Source organism: Bacillus sp. UMB0893, assembly GCF_002858905.1.
Taxonomy (GTDB): domain Bacteria; phylum Bacillota; class Bacilli; order Bacillales; family Bacillaceae; genus Bacillus_P.
Genome location: NZ_PKLB01000004.1, coordinates 147,301 through 171,519, shown reverse-complemented (window position 1 = coordinate 171,519; position 24,219 = coordinate 147,301). Strand labels below are relative to the sequence as shown.

Annotated in this window: 25 protein-coding genes and 1 pseudogene; 10 read left to right on the top strand and 16 right to left on the bottom strand. The window is 40.8% G+C overall.

Annotation, left to right across the window (positions count from 1 at the left end; all coding sequences use genetic code 11):
* Positions 1-24 precede the first annotated feature (24 nt).
* Entirely contained in the window at positions 25-2,136 is a 2,112-nt protein-coding gene (locus CYJ36_RS10890; protein WP_101567298.1) for a (Fe-S)-binding protein, read from the bottom strand.
* Positions 2,137-2,362: 226 nt separating this feature from the next.
* On the opposite strand from CYJ36_RS10890, the gene cls reads away from it, so the two are divergent.
* Together cls and uvsE are read left to right on the top strand one after the other, a co-directional pair.
* Complete coding sequence (gene cls, locus CYJ36_RS10885) at positions 2,363-3,556, top strand: cardiolipin synthase (RefSeq protein WP_101567483.1); 1,194 nt, start codon at positions 2,363-2,365, stop codon at positions 3,554-3,556.
* Between the two features lie 29 nt (positions 3,557-3,585).
* The gene (uvsE, locus tag CYJ36_RS10880; RefSeq protein ID WP_101567297.1) at positions 3,586-4,542 is read left to right on the top strand and encodes a UV DNA damage repair endonuclease UvsE; all 957 of its coding nucleotides are present in this window, start codon (positions 3,586-3,588) and stop codon (positions 4,540-4,542) included.
* A gap of 511 nt (positions 4,543-5,053) precedes the next feature.
* On the opposite strand, the gene argS is transcribed toward uvsE, so the two are convergent.
* The 4 genes from argS to speE all read right to left on the bottom strand — a co-directional run bounded on the left by argS (position 5,054) and on the right by speE (position 9,265).
* The gene (gene argS / locus CYJ36_RS10875; RefSeq protein ID WP_101567296.1) at positions 5,054-6,724 is read right to left on the bottom strand and encodes an arginine--tRNA ligase; all 1,671 of its coding nucleotides are present in this window, start codon (positions 6,722-6,724) and stop codon (positions 5,054-5,056) included.
* On the bottom strand, positions 6,721-7,152 hold the full coding sequence (locus CYJ36_RS10870) for a DUF1934 domain-containing protein (RefSeq protein ID WP_101567295.1): 432 nt from the start codon (positions 7,150-7,152) through the stop codon (positions 6,721-6,723). Before CYJ36_RS10870 ends, argS begins: the two co-directional genes overlap by 4 nt.
* Positions 7,153-7,536: 384 nt before the next feature.
* Positions 7,537-8,418: an agmatinase gene (speB, locus tag CYJ36_RS10865; RefSeq protein ID WP_101567294.1), complete on the bottom strand. Its 882-nt coding sequence runs from the start codon at positions 8,416-8,418 to the stop codon at positions 7,537-7,539.
* 16 nt (positions 8,419-8,434) lie between these two features.
* Entirely contained in the window at positions 8,435-9,265 is an 831-nt protein-coding gene (gene speE, locus CYJ36_RS10860; RefSeq protein ID WP_101567293.1) for a spermidine synthase, read from the bottom strand.
* A gap of 226 nt (positions 9,266-9,491) precedes the next feature.
* On the opposite strand from speE, the gene CYJ36_RS10855 reads away from it, so the two are divergent.
* On the top strand, positions 9,492-11,558 hold the full coding sequence (locus tag CYJ36_RS10855; protein WP_257962455.1) for a transglycosylase domain-containing protein: 2,067 nt from the start codon (positions 9,492-9,494) through the stop codon (positions 11,556-11,558).
* A gap of 140 nt (positions 11,559-11,698) precedes the next feature.
* Here CYJ36_RS10855 and CYJ36_RS10850 read toward each other — a convergent pair whose 3' ends face one another.
* Entirely contained in the window at positions 11,699-12,214 is a 516-nt protein-coding gene (locus CYJ36_RS10850) for a YwhD family protein (protein ID WP_101567291.1), read from the bottom strand.
* Between the two features lie 12 nt (positions 12,215-12,226).
* Positions 12,227-12,892 carry a site-2 protease family protein gene (locus CYJ36_RS10845; RefSeq protein WP_101567290.1) on the bottom strand — a complete coding sequence of 222 codons (666 nt, stop codon included), beginning with the start codon at positions 12,890-12,892 and terminating at the stop codon, positions 12,227-12,229.
* A 95-nt stretch (positions 12,893-12,987) separates the two neighbouring features.
* On the opposite strand from CYJ36_RS10845, the gene CYJ36_RS10840 reads away from it, so the two are divergent.
* Positions 12,988-13,176: a 2-hydroxymuconate tautomerase gene (locus CYJ36_RS10840; RefSeq protein WP_101567289.1), complete on the top strand. Its 189-nt coding sequence runs from the start codon at positions 12,988-12,990 to the stop codon at positions 13,174-13,176.
* Between the two features lie 228 nt (positions 13,177-13,404).
* Here the strand turns inward: CYJ36_RS10840 and CYJ36_RS10835 are convergent, their stop codons facing one another.
* The 3 genes from CYJ36_RS10835 to CYJ36_RS10825 all read right to left on the bottom strand — a co-directional run bounded on the left by CYJ36_RS10835 (position 13,405) and on the right by CYJ36_RS10825 (position 15,609).
* A complete protein-coding gene (locus tag CYJ36_RS10835; protein WP_101567288.1) occupies positions 13,405-13,911 on the bottom strand; it encodes a YwgA family protein in 507 nt (168 codons plus the stop codon).
* A gap of 39 nt (positions 13,912-13,950) precedes the next feature.
* A complete protein-coding gene (locus tag CYJ36_RS10830; RefSeq protein WP_101567287.1) occupies positions 13,951-15,261 on the bottom strand; it encodes an HD domain-containing protein in 1,311 nt (436 codons plus the stop codon).
* A gap of 123 nt (positions 15,262-15,384) precedes the next feature.
* Positions 15,385-15,609 (bottom strand): DUF1450 domain-containing protein, encoded by a 225-nt coding sequence (locus CYJ36_RS10825; protein ID WP_101567286.1) that lies wholly within the window; start codon positions 15,607-15,609, stop codon positions 15,385-15,387.
* Positions 15,610-15,993: 384 nt separating this feature from the next.
* Here CYJ36_RS10825 and CYJ36_RS10820 point away from each other — a divergent pair, with 384 nt between their 5' ends.
* Complete coding sequence (locus tag CYJ36_RS10820; RefSeq protein WP_101567285.1) at positions 15,994-16,728, top strand: RsfA family transcriptional regulator; 735 nt, start codon at positions 15,994-15,996, stop codon at positions 16,726-16,728.
* 35 nt (positions 16,729-16,763) lie between these two features.
* On the opposite strand, the gene CYJ36_RS10815 is transcribed toward CYJ36_RS10820, so the two are convergent.
* Positions 16,764-17,606, bottom strand: coding sequence for a lipoate--protein ligase family protein (locus tag CYJ36_RS10815; RefSeq protein WP_101567284.1), 843 nt, complete (start codon positions 17,604-17,606; stop codon positions 16,764-16,766).
* Positions 17,607-17,790: 184 nt separating this feature from the next.
* On the opposite strand from CYJ36_RS10815, the gene CYJ36_RS10810 reads away from it, so the two are divergent.
* Positions 17,791-18,708: a CPBP family intramembrane glutamic endopeptidase gene (locus CYJ36_RS10810; protein WP_101567283.1), complete on the top strand. Its 918-nt coding sequence runs from the start codon at positions 17,791-17,793 to the stop codon at positions 18,706-18,708.
* 33 nt (positions 18,709-18,741) lie between these two features.
* Here the strand turns inward: CYJ36_RS10810 and pta are convergent, their stop codons facing one another.
* Entirely contained in the window at positions 18,742-19,713 is a 972-nt protein-coding gene (gene pta / locus CYJ36_RS10805) for a phosphate acetyltransferase (protein ID WP_101567282.1), read from the bottom strand.
* 248 nt (positions 19,714-19,961) lie between these two features.
* On the opposite strand from pta, the gene hemQ reads away from it, so the two are divergent.
* From hemQ to gerQ, 3 genes and pseudogenes are all read left to right on the top strand, one after another.
* Positions 19,962-20,705 carry a hydrogen peroxide-dependent heme synthase gene (gene hemQ, locus CYJ36_RS10800; RefSeq protein ID WP_101567281.1) on the top strand — a complete coding sequence of 248 codons (744 nt, stop codon included), beginning with the start codon at positions 19,962-19,964 and terminating at the stop codon, positions 20,703-20,705.
* 132 nt (positions 20,706-20,837) lie between these two features.
* A pseudogene (locus CYJ36_RS10795) lies at positions 20,838-21,231 on the top strand (cell wall hydrolase).
* A gap of 173 nt (positions 21,232-21,404) precedes the next feature.
* On the top strand, positions 21,405-21,860 hold the full coding sequence (gerQ, locus tag CYJ36_RS10790) for a spore coat protein GerQ (protein WP_101567280.1): 456 nt from the start codon (positions 21,405-21,407) through the stop codon (positions 21,858-21,860).
* Between the two features lie 55 nt (positions 21,861-21,915).
* Here the strand turns inward: gerQ and CYJ36_RS10785 are convergent, their stop codons facing one another.
* The 4 genes from CYJ36_RS10785 to CYJ36_RS10770 form a co-directional block, all read right to left on the bottom strand.
* Positions 21,916-22,341, bottom strand: a complete 426-nt coding sequence (locus CYJ36_RS10785) for a hypothetical protein (protein ID WP_101567279.1) — start codon at positions 22,339-22,341, stop codon at positions 21,916-21,918.
* Positions 22,342-22,503: 162 nt separating this feature from the next.
* Positions 22,504-22,875: a DUF423 domain-containing protein gene (locus CYJ36_RS10780; RefSeq protein ID WP_101567278.1), complete on the bottom strand. Its 372-nt coding sequence runs from the start codon at positions 22,873-22,875 to the stop codon at positions 22,504-22,506.
* Between the two features lie 108 nt (positions 22,876-22,983).
* On the bottom strand, positions 22,984-23,208 hold the full coding sequence (locus tag CYJ36_RS10775; RefSeq protein WP_101567277.1) for a DUF3951 domain-containing protein: 225 nt from the start codon (positions 23,206-23,208) through the stop codon (positions 22,984-22,986).
* Positions 23,209-23,223: 15 nt separating this feature from the next.
* Positions 23,224-23,502 (bottom strand): YwdI family protein, encoded by a 279-nt coding sequence (locus tag CYJ36_RS10770; RefSeq protein WP_219621086.1) that lies wholly within the window; start codon positions 23,500-23,502, stop codon positions 23,224-23,226.
* Between the two features lie 366 nt (positions 23,503-23,868).
* Here CYJ36_RS10770 and CYJ36_RS10760 point away from each other — a divergent pair, with 366 nt between their 5' ends.
* Entirely contained in the window at positions 23,869-24,216 is a 348-nt protein-coding gene (locus tag CYJ36_RS10760) for a general stress protein (protein WP_101567274.1), read from the top strand.
* Positions 24,217-24,219: the final 3 nt, after the last annotated feature.

The following is a 24,219-nucleotide window of genomic DNA, read 5'->3' as shown; positions in this document are numbered from 1 at the left end:
TCTGCATTTATGCTGAAATTCCTTTTAAGCTACACTCTCTTTTTTCTCACCAATGACCGCTTTTTCAAGAAGTTCGGCAACATCATATGTGCTTACTGTTTCTTCTACTTCTTTTGCCTTTGTGCCATCACTGAGCATTGTTAAGCAGTAAGGGCAGCCCGAGCTGATGACTGTTGGATTGACCTCAAGCGCCTGATTCGTTCTTGCTACGTTTACACGTGAACCAGCATCCTCTTCCATCCACATCAGCCCTCCTCCTGCTCCGCAGCACATTCCTGTATCACGGTTTCGGGTCATTTCAACCAGCTTCACACCCGGAATGGATTTTAAAATTTCACGAGGCGGCTCATACACTTCGTTATATCTTCCTAAATAACAAGAATCATGGAAAGTAATTGTCTCGTTCACTTCAAATTTAGGAACAAGCCTTCCATCTTCCACAAGCTTTGCAAGAAGCTCTGTGTGATGGAATACCTCTGCTTCAAGTCCAAAATCAGGATACTCATTTTTGAAAATATTGTACGCATGCGGATCAATTGTGATAATTTTTTTGATTTCATTCTTCTGGAACTCATCAATATTCTTCGTCGCAAGCTCCTGGAACAAAAATTCATTTCCAAGACGGCGAGGCGTGTCTCCCGAGTTCTTTTCTTTGTTTCCAAGAATTGCAAATTTTACGCCTGCTTCATTCATGAGCTTCGCAAAAGATAAAGCGATTTTTTGGCTGCGGTTGTCATAAGAACCCATAGAGCCAACCCAGAACAGGTACTCAAACTCCTCGCCTGCTTTGCTCATTTCTTTTACCGTCGGTACGTGCACGTCGTCGCGCGCCTCACGCCAGTCCTCCCGCTCTTTCCGGTTCAGACCCCATGGGTTGCCCTGACGTTCAATATTTGTCATCGCACGCTGTGCATCCGGATCCATTTTCCCTTCAGTTAACACTAGATAACGGCGCATATCGATAATTTTATCTACGTGTTCATTCATGACAGGGCATTGATCTTCGCAATTTCGGCATGTCGTACAAGCCCAAATTTCTTCCTCTGTGATGATTTCACCGATCAGACTTGGATTGTAAGCAAGTGAAGCAGCTGCTTCCTGAGAACCCTGCCCTGCTGCCATCGCTGCAAGCTGATTGCCCTTGGTGCCTGCGAATGCATAGGTTGGAACCCATGGCGACATAGACGTTACCGCTGCACCTTTTTCTGTTAAATGATCACGCAATCGTAAGATTAAATCCATAGGAGACAGCATTTTGCCTGTACCGGATGCAGGACACATATTTGTACAGCGACCGCATTCTACACAAGCATATAAATCAATTAACTGTGTTTGCTTGAAATCTTCAATTTTCCCCACACCGAAAGACTCTTGGGTTTCATCTTCAAAATCAATCTTCTCAAGCTTTCCAGGGTTTGAAAGACGGCCAAAATAAACATTTGCCGGCCCTGCCAGCAAGTGAGCATGCTTTGATTGCGGCACGTACACTAAGAATGTAAGAAGAATAAGCAAGTGTATCCACCAAGAAATATAAAAAATAACTGTTGCACCCGTCTCGCCTACAAAACTCAGCAAAAAGGCCAAGCTCGAAGCAATTGGTTCTGTCCATGTTAATTCATGATTATGCCAAATCAGATTCATTCCATTTCCGAGCAGCACAGACAGCATTAAGCCGCCAATAAAAATTAAAACAAGACCAGCTTTAAAATTTTTCTTCAAGCGCACAAGCTTCTCAATGTACCTGCGGTAAAAAGCCCATACAACCGCAACCAGGATCATCAATGTGACGAGTTCCTGAAAGAATGTAAAACCGGGATATAGCGGTCCAAGCGGCAAATGCTTGTCTGGCAGCAAGCCTTTTATAATAAAATCAATAGCTCCAAATTGCACAAGAATAAATCCATAAAAGAACATCACATGCATGATGCCGCTCTTTTTATCCTTAAGGAGCTTCTTTTGACCGAAAACATTGACCATAATGTTTTTCAGTCTTTCATTTAATCTCTGATCAAACTCCGTTTTCCGTCCGAGCTTGATGTATGCCATTCTTGAACGGATCAAGTATATAAATAAACTCGCTCCGTAAGCGGTTACAAGTATGAATGCAGCAAAATTGATCCATAACAGTGCTTCCATGTTTGCCTCCCCCGTTTCTGTGATGATTTCTCCCATTTCCCATATCATTCAAAAAAAATTGCAACAAATCTAATTTTCTGAATCTTACCCTATATTTACATGATAATAATGAATGAGCATTCAGTCAATGGTTTTCACTATTTCTTCTGCTGATAATTTTTCTGCGCTACGTAAAAGATAAGAGGAATATGATTTGCAGCGCCAAGGAGGGCTTACGTTGAACAGCATCTTACTAATTGGATTGATCATACTGATTTTTGTTGTTTGGCTGAGGCTTGATTATTATTTCGGACGAAAAAAACATCTTCGGGGAATAAGTGAGATTGAGTATCCGGCAAGAAAAAGCGATATCGAACTATTAATTGTAGGCGAGCGATTTTATGAAAGATTGTTTGAGGACATTAAAAATAGCACACAGTCGATTCATGTGTTATTTTATATTGTAAAAAATGACTCTGACAGTGAAGAGTTTCTTAATCTTCTTGGAATAAAGGCAGAACAGGGAATCAAAGTCAGGCTGCTTCTTGATTATGTGGGCAGCAAATCGCTTAAGAAAGAAAAAATAACAGCTTTAAAAAAGCGTGGGGTTGCTTTTTCCTATTCTCATAAACCAGCACTGCCTTATATTTTTTTCACCCTGCAGGCACGCAATCACCGGAAAATCACTGTTATTGACGGAAAAATCGGCTATACCGGGGGCTTTAATATCGGAAAAGAGTATCTAGGTAAAGATCCGCATCTTGGCTTTTGGAGAGATTATCATCTTCGCCTGCACGGAGAAGGTGTTCAGGATCTTCAATCTCAGTTTTTGCATGACTGGCATGAGGCAACAAATGAAAATCTTATCGAAGAAAAAGTTTACTTCCCGTCTCATACGCAAGGCAAGCTTGAGCAGCGTTTTGTCTCAACGTACGGACAAAGTCTAGAATCGTATTATCTTTCTTTTATTAGGCTTGCACAAAAAGAGCTCATGATTTGCACCCCCTATTTTATACCCGGCAAACAGATTCAGGATGAGCTTTTAAAAGCAAGGAGACGGGGAGTAGACATTAAAATCATGGTTCCAATGAAAGCGGATCATCCGTTTGTAAAGGAAGCTGCTTTTCCATACTTTGGTCCCTTAATTCTATCAGGCTGTGAGATTTATCAATATTATTACGGGTTTTACCATGCAAAGGTCATTGTAGTCGATGAACGCCTATGCGATATCGGAACTGCTAATTTTGATAAGCGAAGCCTTTATTTAAACGATGAATTAAACTGCCTCATATATGATGCAGCTTTTATTAAAAATGTGAAACAAACCGTGAATGAAGACATGAGTAGTTCGGTCAAGCTGACTTATGACCTGTTTACTAAAAGATCAATCCCGCAAAGAGGCTTAGAAGCAGTTGCAACAATGATATCTCATTTTTTGTAGGATTTTTTTAAGAGGAAAAGGAGAGAAACATGTTCATTCGCTTTGGATACGTTTCAAGTGCATTAAACCTGTGGGACTGCTCTCCTGCAAAAACGCTGACGTATGCCCGTTATTCCAAGTTGGATAGAGAGGCTAAAAAAGAGGCGCTTCATTCCGTTACCAAACAGAATCTGGAGCATACACGGCGAATGATTCATTACAATATAGCGCACCAAATTGAACTATACCGGTTTTCATCATCTCTTGTTCCACTCGCGACACATCCTGAGGTAAGATGGGATTTCCTGACCCCTTTTCAGGGTATTTTAAAAGAAATTGGGGAGCTTGTACGTGAAAATAAGCTGCGGATTAGCTTCCATCCTAATCAATTTACTTTGTTCACAAGCGATAAGGCTCATATCACAGAGAATGCAGTCATCGATATGCACTATCACTATGATTTATTAAAAGGAATGGGCCTTGAAAAAGAAGGATTTATTAACATCCATGTCGGTGGAGCTTATGGAAATAAGATGACAGCGACTGAAAGGTTCTACAAAAATATCCAGTACCTCCCTGACGAAATTAAACAGAGGATGACTCTCGAAAATGATGATAAAACCTATACAACAGCTGAAACGCTGACAATTTGTGAGAACGAGGGCATCCCTCTCATGTTTGATTATCATCACTATTGCGCAAATCAAACGGATGACGATGATCTGGAGGAATTATTGATACGCTTTTCAAAAACATGGGAAGGAACACACGCCAAACCTAAAATTCATATTTCTTCACCAAAATCCGAAAAAGAATTCAGAAGTCATGCCGATTATGTCGACTTCTCCTTTATCATGCCTTTGCTGAAAAAATTAAAGGAACTTGAGATGGATTGTGACTTTATGATTGAAGCCAAGCAAAAAGACCGGGCTGTTTTGAAACTTATTGAGGAAATTTCTGCTGTGCGAGGAGTAAAGCGGATGAGCGGCGGGTCGATTAATTGGTAGTTGAAATCACGGGGATATGCCCTGTGATTTTCTTTTTTTCACTTATGAAATGGACCTTGTAAAGGCCCCTAGCCAGGATCTAGGCTGCAAAAAGAATATCTAACTCTAAACCCCGGAAAAAATTGAGCTCAATCCATGGTACCAGGTGTCCAACTCGCCGGAATAGAGATTCTATGAGCCGCAACTCAGATCCAACTCGCCGATTTCGTTTATTAACGAGCCGATTTTGGCATTTTATCCGCCACCCTGTTTTTTGAACAGAAAAATGCCTTTTTCTAACCGTATATGACCATTTTTTCTTTGTACACTGCTTAATTAACCGGAAAATGCAGTGAAATTGAGCTCCATCTGAGGTACAACGCCGCCAACTCACCGGATTATTGATTCTATGAGCCGAAACTCAGATCCAACGCGCCGATTGCGTGTTTCAACAAGCCGATATGGTATTTTACGCACCACCTTTGCTCTAAAAACAAAAAAAGAACGGCCCTTGGCCGTTCCCTAATAAAATTTACATCTTTTCCGGTGCAGAAACACCAATTAGTGTCAGCGAGTTTTTCAGCGTAATTTGTGTTGCTCTCATTAATGCCAAACGCGCTTTACTTTTCTCTTCATTCTCTGGATCAAGCACTTTTTCTGCATTGTAGAAGCTGTGCAGTGCAGATGCTAAATCAAAGACATAGTTCGTAATCCGGTGAGGAATGCGTTTCGTAGCTGCTTCGCCGACTGCTTGCGGGAATTCACCGAGCTTTTTCAGGAGTTCAATTTCCTTTTCAGATGAAATGTCAGTAAAACTTTTAACACCTTCATAGGATACGCCTTGTTCTGCGCCTTGACGGAGCATGCTCTCGATGCGCGCATGTGCATATTGGGCATAAAAAACAGGATTTTCATTTGATTGTGAAGCTGCCAAGTCCATGTCAAAATCCATATGTGTATCTGCACTTCTCATTGCGAAGAAATAGCGTACAGCGTCAAGACCTACTTCTTCCATCAAGTCGCGCATCGTTACAGCTTTGCCTGTACGTTTGCTCATTTTCATCTTTTCACCGTTCTTATAAAGGTGAACAAGCTGAATAATTTCAACCTCAAGTGTATCCTTTTCATAGCCAAGTGCCTCAATAGCAGCCTTCATACGCGGGATGTAGCCGTGATGATCTGCGCCCCAAATATTAATCAGCTTAGTAAATCCGCGGTCAAGCTTGTCTTTGTGATAAGCGATATCCGGCGTTAAATATGTGTAAGAACCGTCGTTCTTAATCAGGACACGGTCTTTGTCATCTCCGAACACAGTTGAACGGAACCAAGTGGCACCCTCTTCTTCAAAGATATGACCTTTTTCACGGAGAACTTCAAGAGCCTGATCAATTTTTCCGTTTTGGTAAAGGGATGTCTCTGAATACCAAACATCAAACGGCACACGGAATTCTTCCAAATCTTTTTTCAGTTTGTCCATTTCAAATTTTAAGCCATATTCACGGAAAAACCCAAGACGTTCTTCTTTGCTCTCATTTGCAAAGCGATCGCCGAATTCATCTGCAAGCTTCTTGCCGATTTCGATAATATCCTTGCCATGGTAGCCATCCTCAGGCATTGATGCATCTTGTCCAAGCGCCTGTAAATAGCGGGCTTCTACAGACAGTGCAAGATTATTAATCTGATTTCCTGCATCATTGATATAGTATTCACGCGAAACATCATAACCTGCTTTTTCAAGAATGTTGCAAAGAGAGTCACCAACTGCTGCTCCCCGCGCATGTCCTAAATGAAGCGTTCCTGTAGGATTAGCCGATACAAACTCGACCTGAAGCTTTTCTTTATTTCCAATGTTCACTTCTCCATATGAATCCCCAGCTTGAAGAATAGACGGAATAAGGTCTGTTAAATAAGAATTGTTCATATAAAAATTGATAAATCCCGGACCTGCAATTTCAATTTTTTCAATGGATGCTTTTCCTTTATCAAATGAAGCGACAATGTTCTCAGCAATTGCACGGGGTGCTTTTTTCGCAACTCTTGCAAGCTGCATCGCCATATTTGTCGAATAGTCTCCGTGCGCCTTTTCTTTAGGCAGCTCAAGAATTGCATCTGGAATCTGGCTTTCTTCAGCTAAACCAGCCTTCAGTACTGCCGCTTTAATTTCATCTTTCAGCCGTTCTTTTACCTGCTCAACGATGTTCATCCTTTTTCCTCCCTAAACATGATATGTAAAGTATGTAAATGCGAATCTTCTTCGCCAATCTGCAATTCATAATCGACCTTGATGATGCCGTTCGACTTTCCTTCCATTGTGCGGACTGAAATCGATGTTGTATTGGTTTCAAGCTGCAGCGTTCCAAATTGTGTTTGATAATTAGTGATCGTTTCCGTGCCTGGAATAAAGCGCTGCTTCATTGAAATAGATCCAGATCTCATAATGAAAACCTCATCGTCTTTAAACTTTACAATGGTTTTGACTTTTCCGTATTCGTGTTCCTCGTGATAGCTTAAATAGGAAGCGTTATCTTTAACATAGTGTTCACCGCTCGTAAACAGCTCCAGGTTTTCTTCCTCAGTACCTTGGTTAATTTCCGTCTTTACGATAATTTGAACTGGCTTACTATCCGTCATTTTTCACACATCCTTTTAAAGTATCCGCTATTAACTTATCTAGTATAAAGACTTCAAGGAAAAAGTTCAATAGATGGCCAGTGATAATCATGGTTGACGATCTTGGATTATTTATACACGGAATATCGTTCTTTAAGAACTAAAGCGAAATCGCCTTGGTCAGCTCGCGAAGAAAATAGGAACTGACCTGGGTTAAATGACGCACCTGAGAATCATGTGTCATTTAACCGGAGAAGGCGCTTTTTGCCTTCTCCTGAGCAATTGTCTTTTTCACAGTGAGCTGGACGCAGATAGCTTTATTTCATTATCCACAACCTATTACCTTTTATATTTTCCTAAACAATAAGAAAAAAGCTCCAGTACTGCCTGGAGCTTCCGTTAAACTTAAGGGCGTTTTTGCACCCAGCCTAAAATCATTTCACGAATCAGTTTGCTTGCCGTGTTAGCTGTCTGCTCAGAGTTATCATAGATTGGCGCAACCTCAACAAGGTCCGCACCTACAACGTTGATATCCGAGTTTGCAATTGCATGAATCGAGGCCAGCAATTCTCTAGATGTAATGCCGCCAGCGTCCACTGTACCTGTGCCAGGTGCGTGAGCCGGATCTAATACATCAATATCGATTGTTACGTATACAGGGCGTCCTGCAAGTTTTGGAAGCACTTCTTTTAAAGGCTCGAGCACTTCAAATTTCGAAATGTGCATACCGGCTTCCTTTGCCCATTGAAATTCTTCTTTCATTCCAGATCGAATTCCAAATGAATATACATTAGTCGGTCCTATCAGGTTAGCCGCTTTACGAATTGGCGTTGAGTGAGAAAGAGGCTCTCCTTCATACTCTTCGCGCAAATCTGTATGAGCGTCCATATGGATGATCGCTAAATCAGGATATTTTTTGTACATTGCCTTGATGACCGGCCATGATACAAGGTGCTCCCCGCCCATACCGAGCGGAAACTTTTCCTCTGCCAAAACCTTTTCAACGAAATCTTCAATAATATCAAGGCTTCGCTGCGGATTTCCGAATGGAAGCGGAATATCTCCTGCATCAAAGTACTTTACTTCTTCTAGCTCACGGTCTAAATACGCGCTGTACTCTTCAAGACCGATTGAAACCTCGCGGATGCGGGCCGGACCGAATCTTGAACCTGGACGGTAGCTGACTGTCCAGTCCATTGGCATTCCGTAAAGCACGGCTTCACTGTCTTCAAATGTTGGATGGCTTTTAATAAAAACGTTGCCTGAATAGGCTTCATCAAATCGCATTTGTGTTCCCTCCCAACTATTTGATTAAGTCTGCTACAAATTTAGGCAGGACAAACGCTGCTTTATGAAGCTCTTTTGTATAGTACTTTGTTTCAATTTCATGGAAACGCTCTTCGCTTACTTCTAATGGATCATATTTTTTCGAACCAATTGTAAACGTCCAAAGACCGCTTGGGTATGTTGGAATGTTAGCAGTGTATAAACGTGTGATCGGGAAAATTTCTCTTACATCACGCTGAACGTTTTGAATAAGCTCAGGCGTGAACCAAGGGTTGTCCGATTGTGCAACAAAGATGCCGTCTTCTTTTAATGCTTTTGAAATGCCTGCATAGAAGCCTTTTGAGAAAAGATTAACAGCAGGTCCAACTGGCTCTGTTGAGTCAACCATGATCACATCATACTCATTATCGCTTTCTGCAATATGCATAAACCCGTCTCCTACTTTTACCTCGACGCGTTCGTTTTCAAGCTCTCCTGCAATTTCTGGCAAGTACTTTTTAGAATACTCGATGACTTTGCCGTCAATATCAACAAGCGTCGCTTTTTTCACGCTTGGATGCTTCATGATCTCACGGATTACACCGCCGTCTCCGCCTCCGACTACAAGTACGTTTTCAGGGTTTGGGTGTGTAAATAAAGGAACGTGTGCAACCATTTCATGATAGACAAATTCGTCTCTTTGTGAAGTCATGACCATGCCGTCTAAAAGCAGCATGTTGCCAAACTCCTCTGTTTCTACCATATCTAACTTTTGAAATTCAGTCTGCTCTGTATGTAAAGTGCGGTTAATTTTGATCGTAATGCCGAAATTCTCGGTTTGCTTTTCTGTAAACCAATGTCCTCCCATTATAAAACTTCCTTTCTATATCAATTTTTTCTAAAAGCCCTAGTTACGATTATACCCTAATCAAAAAATACAATTCGCCAAAATTCGAGTTCAAAACCTCAGGAAAAGTATAGATGAATCTAGCAAAATTGCAAGAAGAATTTTAATAGATAACGTTTAAAATCACTTAAAAATTCTCATAATGATTATAAAGAAACAGAACTGCTGCAGAAAAGAGGTGGGAAACTTGGAAATCATTACGCCGCGGCGCTTGAAAATCACAATAAAAGCTGTTCGTGCCGCTATTTTTATTGGACTTATTCTATTTTTTTTAGCATCAGCCGTACTGGTTACGATTCTGCTGGCAGCGAAATGGCAGGGTGCACCATCTTTGACTGTCCAGCAATCATCCATCATGTACGCAAATGATGGCTCGGAGCTGGGAAAAACACATCATGACGGCAAACGGTATTGGGTCAATTTAGATGAGATTTCCCCTTCATTGATAGAAGCAACAGTAGCGATAGAAGATCGCCATTTTTATGAGCACAGCGGATTTGACTATAAACGTATTGCAGGGGCTGCCCTTGCAGATTTAAAAGCAATGGCAAAGGTTCAAGGCGCAAGTACAATTAGCCAGCAATACGCAAGGAACTTGTTTTTGGTTCATGATAAAACGTGGAAACGGAAGCTGACGGAAGCCTTTTATACAATTCGCCTGGAGCTTAACTACAGCAAGGAAGAGATTCTAGAAGGCTATTTAAATACGATTTATTATGGGCACGGGGCGTACGGTATTGAAGCGGCATCCAATTATTATTTTGGGAAATCTGCCAGTGATTTGTCGCTTAGTGAAGCATCCATGCTTGCAGGCATTCCAAAAGCGCCAGGCCTGTATTCCCCCCATGAAAATATAGAGCGCGCGAAAAGCAGACAAGCACTTATTTTAAAAACAATGGCCAATCAAAAGGTTATTACTCATACGGAAGCTGGCCAGGCATATGAAACACAGCTTACTTATCGTTCCGTAAAAAATGAGCAAACAGCAGACATCGCTCCTTATTTTCAGGACGCAGTTATGAACGAGCTATCCAAAAAGCTGAACCTTGATCAGACGACGATTGAAACGAGAGGCTTGAGAATTTTCACGACTCTAGATCCTGATTTGCAAAAAATGGCTGAAGTGAAGGTTGCTGACGTGATCGAAGAATCATCTGATATTCAGGTTGGATTTATGGCGATGGATCCTAAAACCGGATATGTGAAAGCTCTTATCGGCGGCCGCGATTATGCTGAAAGCACCTTTAATCGTGTGACACAGGCAAAAAGACAGCCAGGATCGACAATGAAGCCTTTTCTGTATTATGCTGCTGTCAATAAAGGCTTTACTCCATCCACTTTACTCAGAAGTGAACCATATACTTTTAAGTTTGAAGATGGCAAATCAAGCTATAAACCGAGCAATTACAACGGCTATTATGCAAATGATACGATTTCCTTAGCACAGGCGATTGCGCTTTCCGATAATATATACGCGGTTAAGACTCATCTTTTCCTGGGGATGGAAGAGCTGATTGAAACGTCAAAGAGGTTTGGTGTTACAAGTAAATTAGCTCATGTTCCATCACTCGCACTTGGCACTTCACCAGTTCGGCTGAGTGAAATGGTGAACGGCTACGGAATGCTCGCAAATGGCGGCAAGAGCATTGAGCCTTCTTATATTAAGAAAGTTGAAGATGCAGAAGGCAACGTTATTTATCAAAAGGAACAAGAGCAAGAGCAGATTTTGAACAAAGAAGCTGCTTTCGTAACATCGCATTTAATGACTGGAATGTTTGATGAGCAATTGAATGATTATACCTCTGTTACAGGTCACGCAATCATTCCGAAGCTATCGCGCGAATATGCAGGAAAATCTGGAACGACAAAGGCGGACAGCTGGATGATCGGCTTCGCTCCACAGCTTGTGGCTGGCATCTGGACGGGGTATGACAAGGACAAAACAATTGATCTTGTCGCAGAAAGAGCATACGCCAAGGATATCTGGGCCGGATTTATGGAAGAAGCGCTGCAGGATGAATCCGTTAAAGCCTTCAATCCTCCAAAAGGTGTCATTGGCGTTTATATCAATCCAAAAACAGGAAAACTTGCGTCAGACGACTGCCCTGTGAAGCGGTTTGCTTATTTCATAAGAGGAACAGAGCCTACAGAGTACTGTACGGAGCATTTAGAGCATGGAAAACAGCTGCCTGCTAAAGAAAAGCAGAAACAAGAGAAAACATGGTATAAGAAAGTTCTGAGATGGTGGGATTAACGGAATTCTATGAAAAACCCCGGACCTCATACGGTCCGGGGTTTTTCGTGTCCTAGCTTTATAAGCTAAGTTCAGTTTACTAATACGCGAATTAAAGCTCAAGAATTTGACAATTTGTTCACGAAAACGTCACAGATTTGTCACGTTTCACCAAGCCCGGCTTTTAATTCCTGATTGGAATTTTTCCACATGTCAGCATTATGATTTTTCAAAAAGGTCATTAGAATGCCTTTTGAAGCATCATCCATATCCTCAACCATGATATGGCGTTTCAGAGATTTATCCATTTTATTTACGTGCTCCGGCAGCGATTTATAGCCTCGTCTGATTTCCCGGTCTACTGTCATTTCACAAGCCGTAACTCCGGCATAATAAGGTCCTTCTGGTTTACGGTCGATCGTCACCCAAACGAGCCAGAATGGTTTTCCGTTAGGAACATCCTCTTTATTCGGAAGGAACTTGATTCCTTTTTCAACAGCGCTTCTTGCATGCATCGCACCGATATCAACGAATGCTTCACCTTCTGTTACATCTACGAAAACAGGTGAAATGTTATCAAGGCTCAGCGCGCCGACGCCATACCCTCCGTGACCGTCCGTCGGATCACTTTTGATTATATTAAACCCAATGCTTTTTTTCTTTTTACCTTGTTCCAAAGAAATGACCTCCTATATAAACGGCATAAGTATTGATTCAAAGAGTTTGATTATAAAATCCGAACCATACGAGAAGGCAGGCTGAATTGTATATTTGTCCAAAGGTGTTAAAACCAGAACTAAAAAAATAACGATCCCATAGTTCTCAAACTGTGTCATTTTTGCCCGAACTCCCGAAGGTGCTAAATCTTCAATGATCCGGTATCCATCAAGGGGCGGAAACGGAAAAAGATTAAATATGAACAGCGTAATGTTCAATGAAACTAAAATGTTAAAAAACTGCTGAATGCTTTCCGCTGTCCCCTTCGAAAAGGATGAAAAAGCACCTGCACTTAAAAGTATATACCAAAGCGACATCCCAATAAAAGCTATGACCAAATTGCTTAGTGGACCAGCGACAGAAACAAGCACACCTGCAAGGCGAGGATTTTTAAAATAAAATCGGTTTACAGGGACCGGCTTTGCCCACCCAAAGCCAGCAATGAAGATAAGCAGTGTTCCAATCGGATCAAGATGCGCAAGCGGCGAAAGTGTCAGCCTCCCCTGATTTTTCGCAGTCGGATCTCCAAATTTATATGCTACATAGGCATGGGCAAATTCATGAACCGTAAACGCAATTGCCAGCACAATCACTACATACGGGATAAGTTCTAAATCAAACGCCAAAAAATCCACCAATCATTCTCCTTTACAAGCGGCTTCGCTAAACATTCTATTCTTCATCAAGTATACTATAGAAGAATCAATCTACGATAGAAAAAGGAGAGATCAAGATGCCATACGTAACAGTTAAAATGCTCGAGGGCCGCACAGAGGAACAAAAAAAGGCTCTAGTCGAAAAAGTAACAGCTGCTGTATCTGAAACAACAGGTGCTCCTGCAGAGAAGATTGCAATTTTCATTGAGGAAATGAGCAAGAACCATTACGCAGTAAACGGAAAGCGTTTGAGTGACGAAGATTAATTTGATAACTGGGTGACCGGCCATGTAAATTCCAGGTTATCAGTGTATTTAGAGTTTTATCAGTGTATTCCTGGGTTTTATCAGTTATTTTCCGAATTTTATCAGTTGAAATCATGGTTTTATCGGTCAAAATTCAAATTTTATCAGTTTAACTGTTTTCTGTTTCAATTTTTCTGGCTATGACCAAAAGTCCCGCAGCCTAAAAATAGCTGCGGGACTTAAAAAATTTTATTGAACAGCTTTTCTGCGAATCGTCTCTATGTACGCGTAAGCCTGCTCTATTTCCTCATCGGTATACTTCTGTTTGCTCTTCAGTTTAAAAACCTTCTCCTTGACTTCGTCCTTTTCAAGTGTGTCAAAGAAAAACACCGTTGAAACGAGCTCAAGAAATCGTGCTGATTGACTGTTTAAGTCTTCCATACACTCTTTAAGCGGAGGCATGTCCAGATCATAATGAGATAAAAATTCCTCTCCTGCTTCTGTCAGTGAGTAGCGGTATTGGAAATATCCTCCTTTTTTCTCGTGCATTTCATTAAGGAACCCTAAGTTGCAAAGTTCTTCAATTCGAATTGTGAGCTCTTCTGAATATGGTCCGAAAAAGTGAAAGTCGTATTTTTCGTAAAAAGGAAAATCAATTTTCTTTGCGATATAAATCATTTTCTGAAGCTTTTTCCGACCGGTAATCTCACCTGATGAAGAGAACACCTTCATCAGTTTTGCGTGTTCTGTAAGCAAACCCCAACACTCCTAACCTTGTATTTTCACACTATCTCTCTATTTTTGTAAGTTTAACAATTCCAAAATTCGTTTCTTGGCCGCTCGTTTTGAAGACATATCTTGTATGAGATCTAATGGAAAATACAGCTTGTGGTCTGTTCTGCGTTTTCCGGATATCGCGTCCACAATTTCTGATTCACGGGAAAGCTCACGCAAGTCTCCATTTGGCATCTGCAAATGGATCGGCAAGCGCTCCTCCTCTTCACCAGGTCGATAAAAATCATATGGAAGATCTGAGGAAGAATCAACAACTAAGTAATAATCAGGATTGATGCCTGCTTTTTTGAAGAGAGCAGTAAGTTCCATCAGCTTTTTCATTTCCATCGTTGCTGCAGGATTAAACTCCGCATATTGAAACAGGTTGCGGTTCATAAATCTCGTGCAAAGATCGCGCAATATAGGATCTTCTTCTTCCTGCCACTGCTGAAAATAATAAAGAACAACCGATTCATCCAGTTTCAAATAATCTTCAGTTGTGACTTCATCTTCAAAAATGGAGTAAAAATGGATCGGGTCCTGTTTAAAAGAGTAATATTCTTTATGCAGCTGTTTTGCACGATGAAGGATTTTCGTCAGGATGACTTCTGCGCTTCTTGTCACTGGATGAAAATATACCTGCCAGTACATTTGATAGCGGCTCATGATGTAATCCTCTACGGCATGCATGCCGCTTTGTTTAATCACAACCTGATCCTCTCTGGGACGCATTACACGAAGAATTCGTTCCATATCAAAATGTCCATAGCTTACGCCTGTAAAATAGGCATCCCGCTGAAGATAATCCATGCGATCGGCATCAATCTGACTCGAAATCAGGCTGACAACCTGTTTATTTTCATATGTTTTTGCAATCACTTCAGCGACCTTCTTCGGGAAATCGTCTCCCATGCGGCGGAGTACTTCATTCACTTCTGTGTCTCCTTGAAGAATGTCCCGGGTAAATGTCTCATGATCTAAATGAAATACTTTTTCGAAGGAATGTGAGAACGGACCATGGCCGAGATCATGCAGCAATGCAGCACAAAGGGAGAGCAGACGATCATCATCATTCCATTCCGGACGTCCTTTAAAAACGTCATCTACGATTCGCCGTACAATTTCATAGACCCCTAGTGAATGATTGAAACGGCTGTGCTCCGCTCCGTGGAATACTAAGTAGGTCGTTCCTAATTGACGGATTCTGCGAAGCCTTTGAAATTCTTTTGTTCCGATTAAATCCCAGATCAGCTTGTCACGTACATGAATATATCTGTGAACAGGATCTTTAAATACTTTTTCCTCAGATAATTTCCCGCTTGGATACGCCATCGCTTTCCCTCTTCCATCTTGACTTGTTTCTATTATATCGATTTTTTTTCAGCATAAACAACTGCCTATCTTAAAATATATCTGATAAAAAAATCACCACTGCATGGGACGCAAATGGTGATATTATTTACTGATTTTCGTTTCAATTTTAGCGATTAATTCGTCCTCGTTTGGTGCTGAAAGCGGACGATTATTTACGAATGCAAACGATTTTTTTCTTCCTGGACCGCAATACGACTGACACTTGATATCAATTGTTGCATCTGGGTCAACTTGCTTTAAGCGGGGAAGCAACGTTTTAATGTTGGTTGCCTGGCAATCGTCGCATATTCTGAATTCATTTGCCACTTTATCTACAACCCTTTCCTTCTGTTAAATCACGTTCAAACACTATTTGGTATTTTACCGTTAATTGAACCTCATTGCAAGCTGAAGGAAACAACTTCTAAAATAACGGATTTTAAAAATGAAAGGAAAATCTAGTATCCTTGCAAAGTTTTTGTATAAAGCCCAGCTTTTCTGGTCAGAATGATAACAGGAAAATACACAACTATCTATCTAACGAAATGCGGAATCGCCCGTTTAGCTCAGGCATGGTAGATAAGAATCCGGCAGAAAAGTCCGGGTTTCACTTTTCCTGCGGATTTGTTCTGGCCGAGGAGTTGGCGATGGAGCTAGCACTAAAGCTCAAAATTTAATACTATTTTAAAATCAAAAAAGGGAGTTGAGACCATGAAGCAAAGACAAGATGCCTGGTCAGAGGAAGATGATTTATTATTAGCTGAGACGGTGCTCAGACACGTTCGCGAAGGAAGCACACAGCTCAATGCGTTCGAGGAAGTTGGCGACAAACTCAATCGCACATCGGCAGCCTGCGGTTTCCGGTGGAATGCAGTTGTCAGACATACTTATGAAAAAGCCCTTCAGCTGGCGAAAAAACAGCGTAAACAAAAGATGAGAGCAACCGGAAAAGGTCAGCCTGCCAAAAAACAGCTGCTCTACTCGCCGCCTGAAACAAATTCTGCTCCGCAAATTGACGAACAGGAAGCTTTTGAGACTGATAACGTAGAATTGCCTGCCGTTACACATCCGGCATACAAAGAAGAAGAAGTATATGAAGTGCCTTATACTGCGCACAGACCATCAATGACTTCTCCTGATTTAACAATGAACCAAGTAATCGCGTTCCTAGAATCCTATACTGTAAACAATGAGCATATCAATGCTGTAAAACTTGAGAATGAGAGATTAAAACGCGAAAACTATGAGCTCACTAGACGAAATCAAGACTTAGCTGTAAAAGTTTCACAGCTAGAACAGGATACTGTCATGGTTCAGGAAGATTATGAAACATTAATGAAAATTATGAACCGAGCAAGAAAGCTAGTTTTATTTGAGGAAGAAGAGCGTCCAGCTACTAAATTTAAAATGGATCGCAACGGGAACCTTGAGAAATTAGCTGAATAGAAAAAAACGCATCAGCCTAACCCTGATGCGTTTTTCTATTGAAAAGTCCCAAACACTTTTTCATTTCTGTCATACATGCGCAGCAGATTTTTTTCAAAAAGGACTTGTTCATCGACAGACAAAGAAGCCGCGTACATCCTGCCGCTTAAATCTTTTAAGGTTTGCAGAAAAGAATTCATAAGCGTTTGAACGGTTATTTCATCCTTTAATAGCTCGCTCAAGGAAGCCATTGTTTCAGGGACAATCTCAGGATAATCGAGTTTTGTCGACTCCCCTTTTTTCGCAAGTTCATAAAATTTGCGAATCATTTCCGCTCTTTCAGCTCCGCTTCCATTTGCACAAAGATAGATTTGAACAGCGACGCCTCCGCGTAGTCTCCGCTGTGAAATGCCTGCAAATTTTTTTCCGCCGATGCTTAAGTCGTAGCTGCCAGGACAATAAGAACCGACTATTTCCCTTGCTTCAATTTTTGCATAATAATCCTTAAGCATCCTCTTAATCAAATCCCACATTGTATCGTAGCCGCGATTGATATCGATTCCTTTTTCGGTTTCAGGAAAAATCAGTGATATATTAAGAACACCTTCATCTAAAACAACAGCGAGTCCGCCTGAATTTCTGACGATCACACGATACCCCTGTTCTTTTAAAAATGCAATTCCGTCTTGTAAATATGGAAGCTTCGTATCTTGAATACCGAGCACAATGGTTTTGTGGTGAACCCATGTCCGGGCTGTCGCAGGAGATGTTCCGTTCCCTACTGCTGCACATAAGGTATCATCCATTGCAAAGGACTGCCTCGCATCAAAATGAGGGCCGAGACTTGATTGATCGACAATCTTCCATTCATCTTGTTTCAGTAAGGTTTCAAAAGACATGTTGATGGACTCCTTCAGGTTTTTAAGCATGTTTATTATAGCATGAAAAAAAAAGAAAACCTTCAAGTGACTTTTGAACTTTATCCAGTCATTAAAATTACCTTAAATGTATGAAAAACAGAAGACATGGAAGCTTTTGTAAATGTATGATGATGTCAAATCAAATTGAAAAGGAGCCATCTGCATGAACAAATTATTTATTCATCCTGCAGAAGGAAAAAACAGCGGAAAACGATATCTCCTATCTGGAATTATCATTTTTATTGGATTTATGGTTATTTTAGGCACACTTGGTTATGCAATGTCTTTATTTATTGCAAACTCTTATAACCCAAAAATTGTTGATATGGAAAATCTGCTGATTACTGATCCTTTAATTGATCTCTATTTATCCCATATTATTTATGGGATATGGCTTCTCGGGATATGGATATGTGCCCGATTGATTCATAAGCGCTCATTACGGTCCTTTGTTACTCCATATAAGAAGATCAGCTGGAAGCGGATTTTCACTGCTTTCTCTATTTATTTTTTAATTTTTTTCTTTGTACAGCTCATTGTTTTTGCTGTTGATAGTGAAAATTATGTGTTTAATAACCTAGATTGGTCAGCTTTTGCATGGCTTTTGGCTGCTGCTATTCTTTTAGTTCCGATTCAAACAACGACAGAAGAGATTTTCTTCAGAGGTTTTTTACTGCAGGGATTTGCTAAAATTTCACACAATCCGTATTTTTTATCTTTAGCGTCAGGCATCTTTTTTGGTGTATTGCATTTTGCAAATCCCGAAATGAACCAGGGTGCTGTTTGGGCAGCGGCAGACTATATCGGAGTTGGTATCCTATTATCTTTCTTGGCTGTCAAAACAAACAGTGCTGAAATTTCAATAGGAGGCCACGCTGCAAATAATATGTTTTTATGTATCTTTATCACATCTGAGGACTCTGTAGTGGGCAGCATTCCATCACTCTTCGTTCAACTGGAGTATGATGCCCGACTGTCAACAATAGGCGCTTTAACCATTGTCATCCTGTTCACGATTATTATGCTGTATTTCCATAAAAGACAGAACATAGGTATGGTGAATCAGGGGATTCAGCAATAAGAAAAGGCAGCCGCTATAGGCTGCCTTCTGTCATTAAATTGCTTGTCCAGCTGTAATCAATGCAAGTTTGTATACATCTTCAGCATTACATCCGCGTGAAAGATCGTTAACAGGTGCATTTAAGCCCTGTAGAATCGGTCCGACAGCTTCAAAGTTTCCTAAACGCTGAGCAATTTTGTATCCGATGTTTCCAGCTTCTAAGCTCGGGAAAACAAATACGTTTGCATCGCCTTTAATAACTGAGTCTGGTGCTTTTGATGCGGCAACTGAAGGAACGAATGCAGCATCAAATTGGAATTCTCCATCTAAAACAAGATGAGGAGCTAGTTCTTTTGCCACTTTTACAGCTTCAGCTACACGCTCTGTTTCAGGTGATTTTGCTGATCCTTTCGTTGAGAAGCTAAGCATTGCTACTCTTGGTTCGATATCAAACATATCCGCTGTTTTTGCACTTTCAATTGCGATTTCAGCCAGGTCCTGACTGTCAGGCGAAATATTGATTGCACAGTCAGCAAATACATATTTCTCATCACCGCGCACCATGATGAACACACCTGATGTTTTCTTAACGCCTTCTTTTGTTTTAATGATTTGCAGGGCTGGACGAACGGTGTCAGCTGTTGAATGAGCAGCACCGCTAACTAGTCCGTGAGCTCGTCCAGTGTATACAAGCATTGTTCCGAAGTAGTTTTCATCAAGCAGAATTTTTTGTGCCTGTTCTTCTGTCGCTTTCCCTTTGCGGCGTTCTACGAAAGCCTGAACAAGCTCGTTCATGCCCTCATATGTTTTAGGGTCATAGATTTCGACGCCATCTAATGTAAGATTGAGCTCATCAGCTTTTTTAGTGATTGCATCATTGCTCCCAACAAGAATCGGCTTTAGAATTCCCTCTCCAGCCAATCGGTTGGCTGCAGTCAGAATGCGCTCGTCCATCCCCTCAGGAAAAACAATCTTAAGCTCTTTTCCAGTTACTTTTTCTTTTAAAAGAGTAAATAAATCAGACATTAAAAAACCTCCTATTTAGTTAAAAGCCATTGCTCTACATTAAGGATACTCCACTTACAGACAAAATCAAACAACCGCAGACCGATAGAGCGCTTACAGATTGAATTCTTTATTTTCTAAATTCACTAATATTTATCTGGCTATTGTTCTTCTATAATATTGACAATGAAGTCTGTTTCCATTATGGAATGGACAAACTGTGGTATAGTAAATAGGTAATTAAGAATGATGAAACGGAGTGAACTTAAATGAGTGAAGCTGCACAAACGTTAGATGGCTGGTATTGTTTACATGACTTCCGCGCAATGAACTGGGCGCTTTGGAAAACGGTAAGCAGTGACGAGCGTCAAGCAGCAATTTATGAGTTTCAGGGTTTGCTTGAAAAATGGGGAGTAGCTGAAGATAACAAGCAAGGAAGCCAGGCATTGTATTCAATAGTCGGCCAAAAAGCTGATTTCATGCTCATGATCCTTCGCCCTACTATGGAAGAGTTAAATGTCATTGAAACAGAGTTTAATAAATCAAAGCTAGCTGATTATACCCTTCCTACATACTCTTATGTTTCGGTTGTAGAACTCAGCAACTATTTGCCTGGAGGGGAAGATCCATACCAAAACCCTCAAGTACTGGCTCGTCTTTATCCTTCACTTCCGGAAGCAAAGCATGTCTGCTTCTATCCAATGGATAAACGCCGTAATGGCCAGGATAACTGGTATATGCTTCCGATGGAAGAGCGCAAAAGCTTAATGCGCAGCCATGGCATGATTGGACGCCAATACGCAGGAAAAGTAAAACAGATCATTACTGGTTCTGTCGGTTTTGATGATTTTGAATGGGGTGTCACGTTATTCTCGGATGATGTGCTTCAATTCAAAAAGCTTGTTTATGAAATGCGTTTTGATGAAGTGAGTGCAAGATACGGCGAATTCGGCACTTTCTTTGTAGGAAACATTCTGCCTGCTGATAAATTATACAGTTATTTTCACATTTAAATGAATGACTCAAAAGCTCTTGCCAATGCCGGCAAGAGCTTTTTTTATCCCTCATTACTGTCATAACCTCTTCTTCTTCAACATACGTATAAATGAGTGAGAATGATTGATTTTCAGCCAATCACCATACTGATGTTTCTCATAAGGCAGGTGATATGGGAGCCATTCCATACATCAAAAGAAGTACAGCTGCTGGCAAGACTTCTCCGCGAAGAAGCAAAAGGAGACGGAAAGCTCGGAATGCTGATGGTTGGGAATGTTGGTGGGAACTGGATGTGCAGCATGTCCCGATTTCAGGGATATTACATCACTCACCAAAATGGTTTTAAAAGCCAGGCGGATTTGAAGCAACACAAAAGGGCTATTTTTATCAGGATGCTAGACAAATTGACAATGAAATCTCTATGGTTTTTTAGACCATCTGGCGACTGTCCTGGACCATGATATAACCAGCCGAATTCAGGAATGTTCAGGAGCGCGTTGTTTCTACTCGCCTACCCGTGCAAATTGCCCGGATATTTATTAAAGGCTGTGCTCACAAAGAGAGTTGTTTCCGCAGTATGACTCATTCAAGTTTGTTCGTAAGGTTTCGTGCTCTTTTCTGCTAAAATTAATTAAAAATGCTCCTCAAAACGAATAAATGCAGCCAAGTTTTAGAAAAGAGCCTTATTAAATCATTTGTACTTAAGGAGGTTCATCATGAAATCAAACAATCAGTTTGGAGCGGGCTTCAACCCATATGGAGCCGGATATGATTATCGGCAGCAGCAGTTTCAGCAGCCTTATGGCATGGGATATCCTGCACAGCAGCAAAATGGCGGGACCGCACAGCAAGGCGGACAGCAGCAGCAGCAGACGCCAACTCAGGCTCAAGGCGGTATGCTGCCTATAGAGGAATCGTACATTGAGAATATACTGCGTTTAAATCGCGGGAAAGTTGCTACAGTCTATATGACGTTTGAAGCCAGCAAAGAGTGGAACTCTAAAATCTTTAAAGGTGTCATCGAAGCCGCAGGAAGAGATCATATTATTTTAAGCGATCAAAAAACAGGAAAAAGATACCTGCTTTTAATGGTTTATTTAGACTATATTACGTTTGATGAAGAAATTGCTTATCAGTATCCGTATGATATGACTTCATATCCTCCTAGATAAACGTACCGGGCATACATGAAAGATGTATGCTCTTTTTGTGCTGAAATGCTCCGCATTAACCCTTCCAATAATAGCGTTCATTTTCCCCTTGTTCATCATTCGGCTCTTCTATCTCCCGTTCATTCCGGGTTTGAAAAAGGGCAAGCGTTTGTGTTTCTATATCTGATGGGGAGTCTGTCAAAGGCTCTGCTTTTTGAACCTCGTTAGTTTTTACCGCTTCGACTAATTGCTCCATCAGTGAATTGCGCTTTTCGTGCTGTGTCAATAGAGCGGCAAGTCCCAATAAAAAACTGCCTCCCACTAATAGAGTCACATAAATGGAGAAGGACGGCGTGTATTGCCAAAGAATCATACTTGATTGAAACCCTATTTGATCTGCTTCCTCTTCCATAGCTTTAAAAATAAGAGATAAATTGTTTAATCCTCCGCCAATACCAGCAATAAACATAATGCTGGCTATGATCCACAGCACCTTTTTCACGTCCTCTCCCACCTTGCTTCTTTTTCCCTATTTTACCATGTTTTAGTTCACCAGACACTAATTTACTTAAATTTTGATTTTATCAGCCTAATCCTATCAACCAGCAGGAGCTATGAAGATATCAGGAATAGAAAAAAGAGCCCAAAAGGACTCATCTCACTTCTATAAGAATTTTACAACTGCAATAATCATCATTACCCAGGCAATTAAAAAGGAAAGGCCTCCGAGTGGTGTAATCGCGCCCAGCACACTGATTTGTGTAACGGTTAAGACATATAAGCTTCCGGAAAATAAGAGAATCCCGATAAACATCAGCCAGCCTGCCCACGTCAGCAGTCCTGTCTGAGGAAGCTTGTCGATTAAAAAGGCGATAACGAACAAACCGCCGGCATGAAACATTTGATAGGTGACACCTGTTTGCCATATTTTCAAGTACTTTTCAGGTACTTTCCCCTCTAGTCCATGTGCTCCGAATGCGCCTAATGCAACGGCTAGAAAGGCATTTGCTGCAGCAAGTATTAAAAATAATTTCACGTTCATCTTCTCCTCAGTTTTGAAGTCAGCCTCTGCTTTTCATCTTACCTTATCGTTCTCTTAAAGCAAAGGCAGATTGACCATTCGTCAAAAGATGTTCAAATGTTTTTATTTCTTTTTTTTGTTATCGCCTTGCCCGTCTTCTTCCTCTTTCACGTATTTTTCTTCGTGAAAGGCAGCTGGCGCTTGACCTGTTATTTCATCAAATGGAGTGTAATAAGTTGTTACACTGCGTTTTTTCACAAAAACCTTATATAATCCTATGAAAACAAGGATGATAATCACTATAGGAAATGAGATTACGGCAAGATTCACCAAATCACTTGGATTCACATAACAGCCTCCCTATCAAAAATCGAAAATAGAATCTCCATTCACGTCATCTTCTTCTTTTTTCTTAGAAAGGGCAGATGATCCCATCATTTTTTGCAGCTGAAGCGAATCAAAATCATTTGAAGAAGGCTGTCTTGTATCATAGGTTTCTCCCGGCTTCTCATCGAGCACGAGGTCACAAAGGGATTTTACTACAAGCAGTCTTTCTCTTACTTCTGAATCACTTGAGCTGTGCATCGCCTGGTGAATTTCCTTTTCCATCTTTGCAAGCAGCTTTGAAATATGTATATCCATCACGCATCATTCCTCCTCGTTGCTTTCTTTTTTACTATATCATGTCCAAAAATGCAACATTACCTTTTAGCACTGTATTTCATGCAGGCTTCTCCAGATGCCTTTTGTACTGTAACTGAAGGTCTGGCAGCCGATTTAAATCCATAAGCCTTGCAGCCATTTGGAAAATTTCTGTCCCATGTGACATAATAATGGGCACATTTTATGCAATTTATGGGCTGATTCGTCATTTTTTATCCTGCCTTTTTCTTGAACTTGTAACCTATTATATCAATTGTTCCAAACATCGCGTGAAAAAAAGAGGTTTAAGTCTGTCCAATTCGTGATAAATAAACACTATGAAACTTATAGGGAGAGTGATTGAAAATGAAACCAGTTGTAAGAGAATACACAAATGATGAAGCTTTAAAAAGTGATGTGCTTGACTTAAAAAACAAAGGCGTGGATAAAAACGATATTTATGTCCTGTCACATGATGATGAACGTACAAATCGTGTTGCTTCTAAAGCTGATACAAATATCATTGGCATCTCCGAATTAGGTCTTGGAAGCGCGGTAGGTAATATTTTCAGTAAAAAAGGCGATGAACTGCGCACGAAATTAGAAGAAGTCGGCTTCAGTCCTGCAGAGGCAGAACTATATGAAGGGAAGCTTGATGAAGGAAAAGTACTGTTAATTGTCACAGACCATGAACGTGTAACGAACTGGGTATAACCA

What these genes read in the sequence shown, in the direction of transcription:
- hemQ (WP_101567281.1), top strand. Translation starts at nt 19,962, where the DNA reads ATGAGTGAAGCTGCACAAACGTTAGATGGCTGGTATTGTTTACATGAC.
- gerQ (WP_101567280.1), top strand. Translation starts at nt 21,405, where the DNA reads ATGAAATCAAACAATCAGTTTGGAGCGGGCTTCAACCCATATGGAGCC.
- speE (WP_101567293.1), bottom strand. Translation starts at nt 9,265, where the DNA reads ATGGGAGGACATTGGTTTACAGAAAAGCAAACCGAGAATTTCGGCATT.
- CYJ36_RS10810 (WP_101567283.1), top strand. Translation starts at nt 17,791, where the DNA reads ATGAACAAATTATTTATTCATCCTGCAGAAGGAAAAAACAGCGGAAAA.
- CYJ36_RS10890 (WP_101567298.1), bottom strand. Translation starts at nt 2,136, where the DNA reads ATGGAAGCACTGTTATGGATCAATTTTGCTGCATTCATACTTGTAACC.
- speB (WP_101567294.1), bottom strand. Translation starts at nt 8,418, where the DNA reads ATGCGATTTGATGAAGCCTATTCAGGCAACGTTTTTATTAAAAGCCAT.
- CYJ36_RS10815 (WP_101567284.1), bottom strand. Translation starts at nt 17,606, where the DNA reads ATGTCTTTTGAAACCTTACTGAAACAAGATGAATGGAAGATTGTCGAT.
- uvsE (WP_101567297.1), top strand. Translation starts at nt 3,586, where the DNA reads ATGTTCATTCGCTTTGGATACGTTTCAAGTGCATTAAACCTGTGGGAC.
- CYJ36_RS10770 (WP_219621086.1), bottom strand. Translation starts at nt 23,502, where the DNA reads ATGGATATACATATTTCAAAGCTGCTTGCAAAGATGGAAAAGGAAATT.
- CYJ36_RS10870 (WP_101567295.1), bottom strand. Translation starts at nt 7,152, where the DNA reads ATGACGGATAGTAAGCCAGTTCAAATTATCGTAAAGACGGAAATTAAC.
- CYJ36_RS10840 (WP_101567289.1), top strand. Translation starts at nt 12,988, where the DNA reads ATGCCATACGTAACAGTTAAAATGCTCGAGGGCCGCACAGAGGAACAA.
- CYJ36_RS10830 (WP_101567287.1), bottom strand. Translation starts at nt 15,261, where the DNA reads ATGGCGTATCCAAGCGGGAAATTATCTGAGGAAAAAGTATTTAAAGAT.
- CYJ36_RS10820 (WP_101567285.1), top strand. Translation starts at nt 15,994, where the DNA reads ATGAAGCAAAGACAAGATGCCTGGTCAGAGGAAGATGATTTATTATTA.
- CYJ36_RS10760 (WP_101567274.1), top strand. Translation starts at nt 23,869, where the DNA reads ATGAAACCAGTTGTAAGAGAATACACAAATGATGAAGCTTTAAAAAGT.
- argS (WP_101567296.1), bottom strand. Translation starts at nt 6,724, where the DNA reads ATGAACATCGTTGAGCAGGTAAAAGAACGGCTGAAAGATGAAATTAAA.
- pta (WP_101567282.1), bottom strand. Translation starts at nt 19,713, where the DNA reads ATGTCTGATTTATTTACTCTTTTAAAAGAAAAAGTAACTGGAAAAGAG.